At 74.6% G+C, this 15,154-nt stretch carries 2 protein-coding genes; both read left to right on the top strand.

Annotated elements, in window-relative coordinates:
* The first annotated feature begins 4 nt into the window (after positions 1 to 4).
* Positions 5 to 4,729: a type I polyketide synthase gene (locus BLV96_RS37995; protein WP_346218117.1), complete on the top strand. Its 4,725-nt coding sequence runs from the start codon at positions 5 to 7 to the stop codon at positions 4,727 to 4,729.
* A 14-nt stretch (positions 4,730 to 4,743) separates the two neighbouring features.
* A complete protein-coding gene (locus BLV96_RS37990) occupies positions 4,744 to 15,072 on the top strand; it encodes a type I polyketide synthase (protein WP_086676355.1) in 10,329 nt (3,442 codons plus the stop codon).
* Positions 15,073 to 15,154: the final 82 nt, after the last annotated feature.

Genomic DNA, 15,154 nt, shown 5'->3' with positions numbered 1-15,154 from the left:
TTCGGTGAACGGGAAAGCCATGGGCAACGAGGACAAGCTCCGCGACTACCTCAAGCGCGCGACGGCGGACCTCAAGCAGGCCCGGCACCGCGTGCACGAGCTGGAGACCAGGGACACCGAGCCCCTCGCGATCATCGGCATGAGCTGCCGCTACCCCGGGGGCATCGCGACGCCGGACGACCTCTGGGACGTCGTCGACGAGGGCCGGGACGTCATCGGCGAGTTCCCCGCCGACCGCGGCTGGGACATCGAGGGCGTCTACGACCCGACGCCCGAGCGGCCCGGCAAGACCTACACGCGCCACGGCGGTTTCCTCTACGACGCCGCGAACTTCGACGCGGAGTTCTTCGGCATCAGCCCGCGGGACGCCCGCCGCGCCGACCCCCAGCAGCGGATCCTGCTCGAAGCGTCCTGGGAGGCCATCGAGCGCGCCGGGCTCGACCCGCAGGCGCTGAAGGGCAGCCCCACCGGTGTCTTCGCCGGCGTGATGTACCACGACTACAGCGGCGGCAGCCCCGAAGGAAGCCTGGTCTCCGGGCAGGTCTCCTACACTCTTGGGCTCGAAGGACCGTCGGTTTCGGTGGACACCGCGTGCTCGTCGTCGCTGGTGGCCCTGCACATGGCGGCCCAGGGCCTGCGCCGCGGCGACTGCACGCTCGCGCTGGTCAGCGGCGTGGCCGTGATGGGCACGCCCGAGATGTTCGTCGACTTCTCCGGCCGCCGCGGCCTGGCCGCGGACGGGCGCAGCAAGTCGTTCTCCGACGACGCCGACGGCACGTCGTGGGCCGAGGGCGTCGGCGTGCTCGTGGTGGAGCGCCTCTCGGACGCGCGCCGCAACGGTCACCGGGTTCTGGCGGTGCTGCGCGGTTCCGCGGTCAACCAGGACGGCGCGAGCAACGGCTTCTCCGCCCCGAACGGCCCGTCGCAGGTCCGGGTGATCGAGGCGGCGCTGGCCGACGCCGGGCTGTCGGTGTCCGATGTGGACGCCGTCGAGGCTCACGGCACCGGCACCGCGCTCGGCGACCCGATCGAGGCGCAGTCGCTGATGGAGACCTACGGGCAGCGCACGACGGGCGAGCCGCTGCTGCTCGGCTCGATCAAGTCCAACATGGGGCACCCGCAGGCCGCCGCCGGCGTCGCCGGCGTGATCAAGATGGTGCAGGCGCTGCGGCACGGCAGGCTGCCGCGCACCTTGCACCTCGGCACCCCGTCGAGCCACGTCGACTGGACCGCGGGCGCGGTGGAGCTGCTGGCGGAGCCGCGTGAGTGGCCCGAGGTCTCCCGCCCGCGCCGCGCGGCCGTGTCCTCGTTCGGCGTCAGCGGCACCAACGCGCACGTGATCCTGGAGCAGGCACCGGACCAGGAGCGGGAAGAACCGCCCGCGCCGGTGGTCCACCCGCTCGTGCTCTCGGCGAAGACCCCGGCCGCGCTGGCCGCGGCCGCCGGTCGGCTGGTGTCCCATGTGGACGAGAACCTCGTCGACGTCGCCCACACCCTCGCCACCGGTCGCGCGCAGTTCGACCACCGCGCGGTGGTGCTGTCGACCGACCCCCGGCAGGCCCTGGAGACGCTGGCCGCGGGCGGGTCACGCCCCGACGTCGTCACCGGGACCGCCGACGTCCGCGGCAAGACCGTGTTCGTCTTCCCCGGCCAGGGCTCCCAGTGGACCGGCATGGCGACCGAGCTGCTGACCCAGTCGCCCGCGTTCGCCGCCCGGATGGCCGAGTGCGACGCGGCGCTGTCCGAGTTCACCGGCTGGTCGGTCGTCGCCGTGCTCCACGGCGAGCCCGGCACGCCGCCCGCCGACCGGGTCGACGTCGTCCAGCCGATGCTGTGGGCGGTGATGGTCTCGCTGGCCGCGCTGTGGCGCGCGCACGGCGTCGAGCCGGACATGGTCATCGGGCACTCCCAGGGGGAGATCGCCGCGGCCAGCGTCTCGGGTGCCCTGTCCCTTGAGGACGGTGCCCGCGTGGTCGCGTTGCGCAGCAAGGCGATCGGCGACGTCCTCGGCGGCCGCGGCGGTGGCATGCTCGCCGCCGGCCTGCCCGCCGCCGAGCTGTCGGCCCGCCTCGGCGCGTGGGACGGCCGGATCTCCCTGGCCGCCGACAACGGCGCCACCTCGGCGGTGCTCTCCGGTGACGGCGATGCCCTCGACCAGCTGCGTGACCAGCTCGTCGCCGAAGGCTTCCGCGCCAAGCGCGTGCCGGTGGACTACGCGTCGCACTCCGCGCACGTGGAGCACCTCGCCGACCGCCTGCTGGCCGACCTCGGCCCGATCACCCCCGGCGCTGGAACGGTCGCGATGACCTCCACGGTGACCGAGGAACCCGGGGCGACCATGGACGCCCGGTACTGGTTCACGAACCTGCGCACCACGGTCCGGTTCGCCCCGGTCGTCGCGAAGCTCGCCGAGGCGGGCTACACCCGGTTCGTCGAGGTCAGCCCGCACCCGGTGCTCGCGATGAGCATCCAGGAGACGCTCGACGAAGGCGGCCACAGCGGTTCCGTCACCGGGACCCTGCGCCGGGACGAAGGCAGCATGACCCGGTTCGCGACGTCGCTGGCCGAGCACTCGGTCCGCGGCGGCGCGGCCGGCTGGGCCTCCCTCGTCCCCGGCGGCCGGATCGTCGAACTGCCGACGTACCCGTTCCAGCACAAGCGCTTCTGGCACGAAGAGGAAGCCCCCGCGGCTCCCGTGACCGGAGCGCAGGTCGCCGACCAGGACTTCTGGCAGGACGTCACCGCCGGCGACGTCGACGCGCTCGCCGCCCGGCTCGGCGTCGAAGCCGCCCCGCTGGCCGAGGTCGTCCCGGCGCTGGCCGCCTGGCACGGCCGCCGCACCGACCTGTCCACTGTGGAGTCCTGGCGCTACCGGGTCTCCTGGGCGCCGGTGACCGTCACGGGCGGGCTGATCGGCACCTGGCTGGTCGTCGTCCCGGCTGACGTCCCCGAGGCGGCCGAACTGGCCGATGCGCTCGCCGAGCAGGGCGATGTCGTCCGGGTGATCGCCGAGCACGGGGAACTGGCCGAGGCGCTCACCGAAGCGACGGCGTTGCGGCCGTTCGACGGCGTGCTGTCGCTGCTGGCCCTCGACACCCGCGAACACCCGGAGCACCCCGCGCTCAGCACCGCGGTCGCCGCCACCATCGCCCTGCTGCAAGTCCTGCGTGACAGCGACGCTCCGGTGTGGGTCGTCACCCGCGGCGCGGTCGCGGTGGACGCCTTCGCCGACGCCGACCCGGCCGCCGCCGCGGTGTGGGGCCTCGGCACGGTCGTCGCGCTCGACCAGCCCGCCACCTGGGGTGGCCTGGTCGACGTCGAGGGTCCCGCGGACGCCGCGCGGCTGGCCTCGGTGGTGTCCGGAGCGGACAACGAGGACCAGGTCGCGATCCGGCCGTCCGGGGTGTTCGCCCGGCGCATGGTCCGCGCGCCGCTGCCGGCAACCGAGACCGAGTGGACGCCGCGGGGAACGGTGCTGGTCACCGGCGGCACGGGCGCGGTCGGCGCGCACGTCGCCCGCTGGCTGGCCGGCCGCGGCGCCGAGCACCTCGTGCTCACCAGCCGCCGCGGCCTCGACGCCGTGGGCGCGCGTGAGCTGGTCGACGAGCTGGGCGGCACCCGCGTCACGGTCGCGGCCTGCGACGTCACCGACGAGCGGGCGCTCGCGGCGCTGCTGGCCGAGCACCCGCCGACGGCGGTGGTGCACGCCGCCGGCGTGCTGACCGACGAGCCGGCCCTGGCCGACGTCACGCCCGCGGAGTTCGCCGCCGCCACCCGCGCCAAGATCACCGGCGCGGCCCTGCTCGACGAGCTGCTGGGCGACACCGAGCTGGACGCGTTCGTGCTGATGTCCTCCGGTGCCGCCGTGTGGGGCACCTCCGGCCAGCCCGCGTACGCCGCGGGCAACGCCTACCTCGACGCGCTCGCCCGCCGCCGCCGTGCCGCGGGACGTACCGCGACCGCCGTCGCCTGGGGTTCGTGGGGCGGCGGGGGCATGGTCGGCGCCGAGGCGAGCGACCTGCTGCGGCGCATCGGCCTGGCCGAGATGGCCCCGGAGCTCGCGGTCGAGGCCCTGGGCCAGGCCCTGGACCGCGACGAGACCCACCTGGTGGTCGCCGACATCGACTGGGCCGTGTTCGCCCCGGTGTACCAGCTCGCCCGGCCGCGGCCGCTGCTGCGCGCCCTGGCCGAGGTCGCCCAGGAGGAGTCCGGTCCGGTCGAGGACACCGGCGACCTGAAGGGGAAGCTGGCCTCGCTGACCACCGCCGAACAGCAGCGGACACTGCTGGAGCTGGTCCGCGGCCAGGTCGCCGTGGTCGCCGGCTACGACAACGGCTCGGCGGTCGAACCGGCCCGCGCGTTCAAGGAGCTCGGGTTCGACTCGGTCACCGCGGTCGACCTGCGCAACCGGCTCGGCGTCGCCACCGGTCTCAAGCTCCCGGCCACCGTCGCGTTCGACCACGTCAACCCGCAGGCGCTCGCCGAGCACCTGTGGACGCAGCTGGGCGGCGAAGCGGCGGTCCCGCTGGAGACGGAACTCGACCGGCTCGAAGCCGTGACGTCCACTTTGGACGCCGCGGAGATCGACCGGTCCCGGATCGTCGCCCGCCTGCAGGCGATGGTGACCACCCTGCACAAGACCCTGTCCGGCACGAAGACCACCGAAGTGCTGGAGACCGCGACCACGGATGAGCTGTTCGCCCTCATCGACAACGAGCTCGGCGCCTGAGAGGTATGTCCACGATGACTGACGAAAGCAAGCTGGTCGACTACCTGAAGCGGGTGACCGCCAACCTGCAGGAGACGCGGGAGCGGCTGCGCGAGGTCGAGGCCGCCGGAGCCGAGCCGATCGCCATCGTCGCGATGGGCTGCCGGTACCCGGGCGACGTCCGGTCCCCGGAGGACCTCTGGGAACTGGTGGCGCAGGGCCGCGACGCGATCGGGCCGTTCCCGGCCGACCGCGGCTGGAACCTGGACACGATGTTCGACGCCGACCCCGACAGCCCGGGCACGAGCTACGTGAGCGAGGGCGGCTTCATCCACGACGTCGCCCAGTTCGACGCGCCGTTCTTCGGCATCTCGCCGCGCGAGGCGCTCGCCATGGACCCGCAGCAGCGCCTCACGCTGGAGCTGGCGTGGGAGACCTTCGAACGCGCCGGCATCGCACCCCATTCCCTGGCCAAGCAGCAGGTCGGCGTCTTCCTCGGCAGCGGCGACCAGGACTACTACGACGAGCTGCCGCAGTCGGTGCTCGCCGGTGAAGTGCAGGACTACCTGAGCACCGGCAACGCCGGCTCGGTCATCTCCGGCCGGATCGCCTACGCGCTGGGCCTGGAAGGCCCGGCCATCACCGTCGACACGGCCTGCTCGTCGTCGCTCGTCGCGTTGCACCTGGCCGTGCAGGCGCTGCGGCAGCGCGACTGCGCGCTCGCACTCGCCGGCGGCGTGATGGTGATGTCGCGGCCCGGCCCGTTCGTCGCGTTCAGCCGCCAGCGCGGGCTCGCCGCCGACGGCCGCTGCAAGCCGTTCTCCGACAGCGCCGACGGCACCGGCTGGGCCGAAGGCGCGGGCACGCTCCTGCTGGAGCGGCTGTCCGACGCCCGCCGCAACGGCCACCGGGTCCTCGCCGTCGTGCGCGGCACCGCGGTCAACTCCGACGGCGCGTCCAACGGCCTCACCGCGCCCAACGGCCCGTCCCAGCAGCGCGTCATCCGCCAGGCGCTGGCCAACGCGCAGCTCTCGGCGTCCGATGTGGACGCCGTCGAAGGGCACGGCACCGGCACCACGCTCGGCGACCCGATCGAGGCGCAGGCCGTGCTCGCCACCTACGGCCAGGACCGCGACCGTCCACTGTGGCTCGGTTCGATCAAGTCGAACATCGGCCACGCCCAGGGCGCGGCCGGCGTCGGCGGCGTGATCAAGATGGTGCAGGCGCTGCGCAACGGCGTGCTGCCGAAGACCCTGCACGTCACCGAGCCGAGCGCCGAGGTCGACTGGACCGCCGGGAACGTCTCGCTGCTGACGGAGGAGCGTCCGTGGCCGGCGGGGGAGAAGCCGCGCCGCGCCGGTGTCTCGTCGTTCGGGGTCAGCGGGACCAACGCGCACGTGATCGTCGAGGAAGCCCCCGCCGCCGAGGTCGTGGAAACCACGCCGAGCTGGCCCGCCGGAGTGCCGGTCCCGTGGCCCCTGTCCGGGCACGGCGCCGCGGCGCTGCGGGCGCAGGCCTCGAAACTGCTGTCCGTCGTGGACGATGCCACCCCGCTCGACCTCGGGTTCTCGCTGGCGACGTCCCGCTCGCCGCTGAGCCACCGCGCGGTGGTGCTCGACGGCAAGGCGGGTCTCACGGCCCTGGCGGCCGGCGAGCTGGTCACCGGCACCGCCGTCGAGGGGCTCACCGCGTTCCTCTTCTCCGGCCAGGGCGCTCAGCGCGCGGGCATGGGGGCCGAGCTGGCCGCCGCGTTCCCGGTGTTCGCCGAGGCACTGGACGAGGTCTTCACCGCGCTGGACCCGCACCTCGACCGTCCACTGAAGACGGTCGTCTTCGAGAATCCGCGCCTGATCAACCAGACCGGCTACACCCAGCCCGCGCTGTTCGCGATCGAGGTGGCGCTGTACCGGCTGCTGTCCTCGTGGGGCGTCAAGCCCGACTTCCTGCTCGGCCACTCGGTCGGCGAACTGGCCGCCGCGCACGTCGCGGGCGTGCTTTCGCTGGCCGACGCCGCCGCGCTGGTGGCCGCCCGGGCGAAGCTCATGCAGGCGCTGCCGACCGGCGGCTCGATGGTCGCCCTGCAGGCGACCGAGGACGAAGTCACGCCGCTGCTGACCGGCGACGTGAGCATCGCCGCCATCAACGGCCCGGACTCCGTGGTGTTGTCCGGCACCGAAGACGCCGTCGCGGGAGTAGTCGCGCGGTTCGAGGGCCACAAGTCCTCGAAGCTGAAGGTGTCGCACGCTTTCCACTCGCCGCTGATGGAGCCGATGCTGGCGGAGTTCGCCGCCGTCGCCCGGACGCTCAGCTACTCCCAGCCCACGATCCCGGTGATCTCCAACGTTTCCGGCGCGCTTGCCGGACCCGAGATCGCGACGCCGGAGTACTGGGTCTCGCACGTCCGCGCCGCCGTCCGGTTCCACGACGGGCTCACCGCACTGGGCGCCCAGGGCGTCTCGCGGTTCGTCGAGGTCGGGCCGGACGGCGTGCTTTCCGCGCTCGCCCGCCAGAGCTTCGACGCCGTGGTCGTGCCGGTCCTGCGCAAGGACCGTCCCGAGCCCGCCACCGCGCTCACGGCGCTCGCCGAGCTGTTCGTCAGCGGGCTCGTCCCGGACTGGGCCGCGGTCTTCGCCGGCACCGGCGCCCAGCGCGTCGACCTGCCGCCGTACGAGTTCCAGCGCAAGCGCTACTGGCTCGACGCCCGCGCCAACCGCGACGAGGTGACCGCGGTCGGCCTCACCTCGGCCGGGCACCCGCTGCTCGGCGCCGCCATCGCACTCGCCGACACCGACGGCGTGGTGCTCACCGGGCGGCTGTCGGTCGAGACGCACGCGTGGCTGGCCGAGCACCGGCTCGGCGACGTCGTCACCGTGCCCGGCACGGCGTTCCTGGAACTGGTCGTCCGCGCCGGCGACCAGGTCGGCAGCGGCCGGATCGAAGAACTCACGCTCAGCAGCCCGCTGGTGGTGCCGGAACGCGGTGGCGTGCAGGTCCAGGTGACCGTGGGCGCGGCGGGGGAGCACGGCGTCCGCGCCGTCACCGTCCACTCGCGCGCGGAAGGCGCCGACAGCGAGCCGTGGACGCTGCACGCGAGCGGCACGGTCACGCCGCCGTCGTACCGCGGCGGGGTGGAGCTGGCCGAATGGCCGCCCGCCGGTGCCGAGCCCGTCGCGATCGAGGGCGTGTACGACGACTTCGCCGACACCGGCCTCGGCTACGGCCCGCTGTTCCGCTCGCTGCACGCGGTCTGGAGCCGCAGGCGCGAGGTGTTCGCCGAGGTCGTGCTGCCCGAGGACAGCGACGCCGACCGCTTCGGCCTGCACCCGGCGGCCCTCGACGCCTGCACCCACGCCCTGCGCGTCGCGGGCGGTGGGGACGGCGGCGTCGGCCGCGTCCCGTTCTGCTGGACCGGCGTCGAACTGCACGCCACCGGCGCTTCGGCGCTGCGGGTGCGGTTCACCCCGACCACCGAGGACGGCTACGAGGTCGCGCTCGCCGACACCACCGGGGCGCCCGTCGCCACCGTGACCGAGGCGGTGTTCCGCGCGTTCACCACGCCGGTCGCGGCCGACGCGGTCGCGCCGCTGTACCGCGTCGACTGGCAGCGCGCGGTCGTCCCGGAGTCCCCTGTGGACGCGGCTGCCGCCGAGGTCCTCGACTGCACCGGAACTCCCGAACCGGCCCACCGCGTGCTCGCCGCCCTGCAGGACTGGCTGGCCGCCGAGCACCCGGCGGACGCGCGCCTGGTCGTCGTCACCCGCGGGGCCGTCGCGGCCGCCGGGGACGTCACCGACCTCGCCGCCGCCACCGTCTGGGGCCTCGTGCGCTCGGCGCAGGAGGAGAACCCGGACACCTTCGTGCTGCTCGACCTCGACGCCGAGAGCGCCGCGGACGACGTCGTGGCGGGGGTCCTCGCCACCGGCGAACCCCAGGCCGCCGTCCGCTTCGGCACGGTCCTCGTCCCGCGGCTCGTGCGGATCGCGGACGCGGCCGAGCCCGCGTACTTCCACCCGAGCGGCACCGTGCTGGTCACCGGCGCGTCCGGCGCCCTCGGCGGCACGCTCGCCCGGCACCTCGTCGGCACGCACGGCGTCCGCCGCCTGCTGTTGGTGAGCCGCCGGAGCACGCCCGAGCTGGAGCGGCTCGCCACCGAGCTGGACGCGCACGTCGACATCGCGCTCTGCGACGTCGCCGACCGCGACGCGCTGGCCGCGGTGCTGGCCGCGATCCCGGCCGAGCACCCGCTCACCTCGGTGGTGCACGCCGCCGGTGTCCTCGACGACGGCGTCGTCACGGCGCTCACGCCCGAGCGGCTCGACGCGGTCCTGCGGCCGAAGGTCGACGGCGCGCGCAACCTGCACGAGCTGACCCGCGACACCGCGCTTTCGGCGTTCGTCCTGTTCTCGTCGGTCTCCGGCGTGCTCGGCGCGCCCGGCCAGGGCAGCTACGCCGCGGCCAACGCGTTCCTCGACGCCCTCGCGGCCCACCGCGTCGCGAAGGGACTGCCGGCGCTGTCGCTGGACTGGGGCCTGTGGGGCGAGGTCGGCGGCATGGGCGGGACCCTGACCGAGGCCGAGGTCTCGCGCCTGGGTTCGGGGGGCATCGTGCCCCTGTCCACCGCGGACGCCCTCGGCCTGTTCGACCGGGCGCTGGCGTCCCGGCAGGCCGCCGTCGTGCCGGTGAAGCTCGACCTGCCGGCGCTGCGCAAGCTCGACCGCGTCCCGAAGACCCTGGAGGACCTCGTCGGCGGGCGCGCCCGGCGTGTCGCGGCGAGCGCGTCCGCGGCTCCGGCCGGCTCCTTCGCCGCGCGGCTGCTGGCCCTGCCCGAGGACGACCGCGCCGACGCCGTGCTGGAACTGGTGCGCGGGCACGCCGCGACCGTGCTCGGCTACGGCGGCGCGCACGAAATCGAGTCGGCGGCCCAGTTCTCCTCGCTGGGCTTCGACTCGCTCACCGCGATCGAGCTGCGCAACGGGCTCACCGCGGCCACCGGGCAGCGGCTGCCGGCGACCCTGATCTTCGACCACCCGACGCCGTCGGCGCTGGCCGCCCACCTGCTGGCCGAGCTGGCCGGCACGGGGGACGAGATCACCACGGTGGCTTTTTCCGCCGCCTCCGACGAGCCCATCGCGATCGTCGGGATGGCCTGCCGGCTGCCGGGCGGGGTCACCTCGCCGGAGCAGCTGTGGGACCTGGTGGCGAGCGGCCGCGACGCCATCGGCGACTTCCCGGCCGACCGCGGCTGGGACGTCGACGGCCTGCTGGACCCGACCGGCCGCCGGCCGGGCACCACGTACGTCGCCCGCGGCGGGTTCGTCTACGACGCCGGCGACTTCGACCCGGGCTTCTTCGGTGTCTCGCCGAAGGAAGCGCCGATGATCGACCCGCAGCAGCGGCTGCTGCTCGAGTCGTGCTGGGAAGCGCTGGAGCGCGCCGGGATCGACCCGGTCTCGCTCAAGGGCAGCCCGACCGGCGTCTACGCGGGGGTGCAGTACCACGACTACGTGGGCGCGAACAGCGCCGGTTCCATCGTCACCGGCCGCGTCTCCTACTCGCTCGGCCTGGAGGGCCCGGCGGTCAGCGTGGACACGGCGTGCTCGTCGTCGCTGGTCGCGATGCACATGGCGGCGCAGGCGCTGCGCAGCGGCGACTGCACGCTCGCGCTGGCCGGTGGCGTCACGGTGATGGCGACCCCGGAGACGTTCGTCGAGTTCAGCCGGCAGCAGGGCCTGGCCCCCGACGGCCGGTGCAAGGTCTTCTCCGACGACGCCGACGGCACCACCTGGTCCGAGGGCGTCGGCGTGCTGGTGCTGGAGCGGCTGTCCGAGGCTCGGCGCCTCGGGCACCCGGTGCTCGCGGTGCTCAAGGGCAGCGCGGTCAACCAGGACGGCACGTCCAACGGGCTCACCGCGCCCAACGGTCCCGCGCAGCAGCGCGTGATCCGCGCGGCGCTGGCCGACGCCGGCCTGAGCGCGTCCGATGTGGACGCCGTCGAGGCGCACGGCACGGGCACGAAGCTGGGCGACCCGATCGAGGTCCAGGCGCTGCTCGCCACCTACGGCAAGGAGAGCGCCGCCGACCGTCCCTTGTGGATCGGCTCGGTGAAGTCGAACATCGGGCACACGCAGGCGGCGGCCGGCACGGCCGGCGTCATCAAGATGGTGCTGGCCATGCGCCACGGCGAACTGCCCGCGACGCTGAACGTCGGCCGGCCCTCGAGCGAGATCGACTGGTCCTCGGGCACCGTCCGGGTGCTGGCCGAGCCGGTGAAGTGGCTGCCGAACGGGCACACCCGCCGCGCGGGCGTCTCGTCGTTCGGCGTGAGCGGCACCAACGCGCACGTGATCCTGGAAGAGGGCGACCGGCCCGAGGTCGGCGGCGGCGGGCCGTCCCACGACGGTCCCGTCGCCTGGCCGGTCTCCGGCCGCGGCGCCGCGGCGTTGCGGGCGCAGGCCGAGCAGCTCATGTCCTATGTGGACGAAGAGCCCGAGGGCAGCCTCGCCGACATCGGCTTCTCGCTGGCCACCACGCGCGGCGCGTTCGACCGCCGGGCGGTGCTGATCGGCAGCCGGTCACCGCAGTTCGTCCGCGGGCTCGCGGCGCTGGTCGACGAAGAGGAGGCGCGCGGGGTCGTCAGCGGGATCGCCACCGCGGGCGGGCGAACCGCGTTCCTGTTCGCCGGCCAGGGTTCGCAGCGCGCGAAGATGGGCGCGCGGCTCGCCGAGCAGTACCCGGCGTTCGCCGCCGCGTACGACGAGGCCTGCGCCGCGGTCGACCGGCACCTGGACCGCCCGATCCGGGCGATCATCGACAGCGGGGAAGGGCTCGACGAGACCCGCTACACCCAGCCCGCGCTGTTCGCGCTGGAGGTCGCGCTGTTCCGCCTGGTCCGGGCGTGGGGCGTCAAGCCGGACGTGCTCGCCGGGCACTCGATCGGCGAGATCGCGGCAGCCCACTGCGCCGGCGTGCTCTCCCTCGAAGACGCGGCGAAGCTGGTCGTCGCCCGCGGTGCGCTGATGCAGGCGCTGCCGGCGGGCGGGGCGATGGTGGCGATCGAAGCGACTCCGGACGCGGTGCGCGAAGCCGCGGGGGACAGCGTCGACGTCGCCGCCGTCAACGGCCCGAGCGCGGTCGTCGTCTCGGGCGAGGCCGACGCCGTCGCCGAGGTCGCGGCGAAGTTCGAGCGCACCAAGCGGCTGCGCGTCTCGCACGCGTTCCACTCCCGCCTGATGGACCCGATGCTCGACGAGTTCCGCACGGTGGCCTCGGAGCTGACCTACAGCACCCCGCGCATCCCGGTGATCTCCACGGTCACCGGCGGGCCGGCCGAGCTGACCTCGCCGGAGTACTGGGTCCAGCAGGTCCGTGAGGGCGTCCGGTTCCTCGACGCGGTCACCCGCGCCGCCGCCGACGGAGTCACCCGCTTCCTGGAGCTGGGCCCGGACACCACGCTCGCCGCGATGGCCGCGGGCTGCTTCGACGAACAGCCCGAGGCGCTGGCTTCGCTGCTGCACAAGGAGAACGACGAGGCGGTCGCCGCGCTGACCGGGGTCGCACAGCTGCACGTCAGCGGCGTCGACGTCGACTGGTCCGCGGTCTACGAGCCGACCGGCGCGCGGCCGGTGCCGGTGCCGACCTACCCGTTCCAGCGGCAGCGCTTCTGGCTGGAGAGCACCTCCGGCGCCGTCGGCGAGGAGGACCACCCGCTGCTCGGCTCGGCGCTGGAACTGGCCGACGCCGAGGGGCTGCTGTTCAGCGGCCGGCTGTCCGTGGGCACGCACCCGTGGCTGGCCGACCACGTCGTCGGCGGCTCGATCCTGTTCCCCGGCACCGGTTTCGTCGAGATGGCGATCCGGGCCGGCGACGAGGCCGGCTGCCCGCGGCTGGAGGAGCTGACCCTGGAGTACCCGCTGGTCGTCCCCGAGCGCTCCGGCATCCGCGTGCAGTTCGCGCTCGGCGCACCCGACGGCGGCGGCACCCGGACGTTCAGCGTGCACTCCCGCCCGGAAGGCGACAGCGCCGCCTGGACGCGGCACGCGATCGGCAAGCTCGCCAAGGCGGGCAAGACCGGGAAGTTCGAGCTGTCCGAGTGGCCGCCGGCCGGCGCCGAAGAGGTCCGGCTGGAGGGCACCTACGAAGAGCTGGCCGCCGACGGCCTGGTCTACGGTCCCGCGTTCCGCGGGCTCGTCGCGGCCTGGAAGCGCGACGGCGAGGCGTTCGCCGAGATCCAGCTGCCGGCCGCGGTGTCCGATGTGGACCGGTACGGCATCCACCCCGCCGTGCTCGACGCCGCGCTGCACACCATCGGCGTCTCGGGGGCGGCCGGGGACGAACCGGCGCTGCCGTTCGCCTGGGAAGGCGTCCGGCTGCACGCGGTCGGGGCGACGACCCTGCGGGTGCACGTCCGCCCGGTCGGCTCCGGCGCGGTCTCCCTCGACGTCGCCGACGGCGCCGGGGCCCCGGTCGCGTCGGTGGAATCCCTGCTGCTGCGCCCGATGTCGGCGGTGCCGCAGGCGGTGCCGGCCGGCGGCGGCGACTCGCTGTTCCGCGTCGCCTGGGAGCGGACCGACCTCGACGCCGTCGCCGAGGTCACCGACTGGACCGTGCTGGGCCCGGACGCCTTCGGTCTCACCGAGGCGCTGGGTGCCAAGGCGGCCGAGTCGGTTTCCGAGACGAGTGGCCTGGTCGTGCTGCCCGCGGGCGGCACCGGCGACGTCCACGCCGAACTGCATCGCGTGCTCGGCCTGCTGCAGGACTGGCTGGCCGGGTCCACCGGTTCGCTGATCGTGGTGACCCGGGGCGCGGTGGCCGCCGAGGCGGGGGAGAACCCCGACCCGGCCGGGGCCGCGGTCGCGGGCCTGGTGCGCTCGGCGCAGGCCGAGCACCCCGGCCGGATCGCGCTCGTCGACCTCGGCGCGGGCACCCCGACCGGCCGGACGCTGGCCGCGGTGTCGGCGTCCGACGAGCCGCAGGTGGCGCTGCGGGCGGGCGCGGTGCTGGTGCCGCGGCTGGTCCGGGCGGCCGACGCGGTGGCGGCCCCGGTGTGGGACGCCGAAGGCACGGTGCTCGTCACCGGCGCCACCGGCGCGCTGGGCACGGCCGTGGCGCGGCACCTGGTCACCGAGCACGGCGTGCGCAACCTGCTGCTCACCAGCCGCCGCGGGGCCGAAGCCCCGGGCGCGGCCGAGCTCCGGGCGGAGCTGACCGAGCTCGGCGCCGACGTCACCCTGGCCGCCTGCGACGTGGCCGACCGGGACGCGCTCGTGTCGCTGCTGGCCGGGATCCCGGCCGACGCGCCGCTGCGGGCGGTCGTGCACGCCGCCGGCGTCCTCGACGACGGCGTCCTGACGTCGCTGACGCCGGACCGGCTCGACACCGTGCTGCGGCCGAAGGTCGACGCGGCGACTGCGTTGCACGAGCTGACCCGCGAGCTGGACCTCACCGCGTTCGTGCTGTTCTCCTCGGCCGCCGGGGTCCTCGGCGCACCGGGGCAGGGCAGCTACGCCGCGGCCAACGCGTTCCTGGACGCGCTGGCCGCCCGGCGCCGCACCGAGGGCCTCACCGGCACCTCGCTGGCGTGGGGCCTGTGGAGCGACGGCATGGGCGCGGCGCTGGAGGACGCGGACACGCACCGGATCGGCGAGACCGGCATCACCGCACTGTCCACTGAGGACGGATTGCGGCTGCTGGACGCGACGGTCGGCGCGGCCGAGGCGCAGCTGGTGCCGATCGCGCTGGACACGCGCGTGCTGGCGTCGTCCGGCGGCGACGACCTCCCCGCCGTGCTGCGAGGGTTGGCCGGCACGCCCGGCCGCCGCGCGGCGCAGGACGCGGCCGAGGACACCGAGTCGCTGGCGAAGAAGCTGGCCGGCCTGGCGGCGAACAAGCGCGTCCCGATGGTGCTGACCCTGGTGCGCACGCACGCCGCCGCACTGCTGGGCCACGCCGGGCCGGAGGCGGTGGAGCCGGACCGCTCGTTCAACGAGGTCGGTTTCGACTCGTTGTCCGCCACCGGGTTCCGCAACAAGCTCAGCCTCGTCACCGGGCTGAAGCTGCCGGTGAGCCTGATCTTCGACTACCCGACCCCGCGGATCCTGTCCGAGTTCCTCGTCGGCGAACTGGCACCCGCCGAAGAGGCCGTCCCGGAGGAAGCCGTTACGGAGCAAGGAGTCCGGGACGCGCTGGCGGGCATCCCGCTGGAGAAGCTGCGCGCGGCCGGGCTGCTGGACGGGCTGCTGGAGCTGGCCGGCGTGCGCCTGGCCGAAGAGATCACCGAGGAGCCCGAAGCCGTGGAAGAGGCGTCGATCGACGACCTCGACACCGACGCGCTGATCAGCATGGCCATCGGTGCCAGCGACGACTGACCGCACCGGGCGGGAACCCCTAATCCGGCCGGCCCCGGCCACTGTTGTCCGGGCCGGCCGGGTTGTGGCCCACTGGAACGAC

The sequence above is a fragment of the Amycolatopsis pretoriensis genome, assembly GCF_900107925.1.
Lineage (GTDB): Bacteria > Actinomycetota > Actinomycetes > Mycobacteriales > Pseudonocardiaceae > Amycolatopsis > Amycolatopsis pretoriensis.
Note: the sequence above shows the minus strand (reverse complement) of the source record. Positions and strands in the feature narration are given on the sequence as shown.

What these genes read in the sequence shown, in the direction of transcription:
- BLV96_RS37990 (WP_086676355.1), top strand. Translation starts at nt 4,744, where the DNA reads ATGACTGACGAAAGCAAGCTGGTCGACTACCTGAAGCGGGTGACCGCC.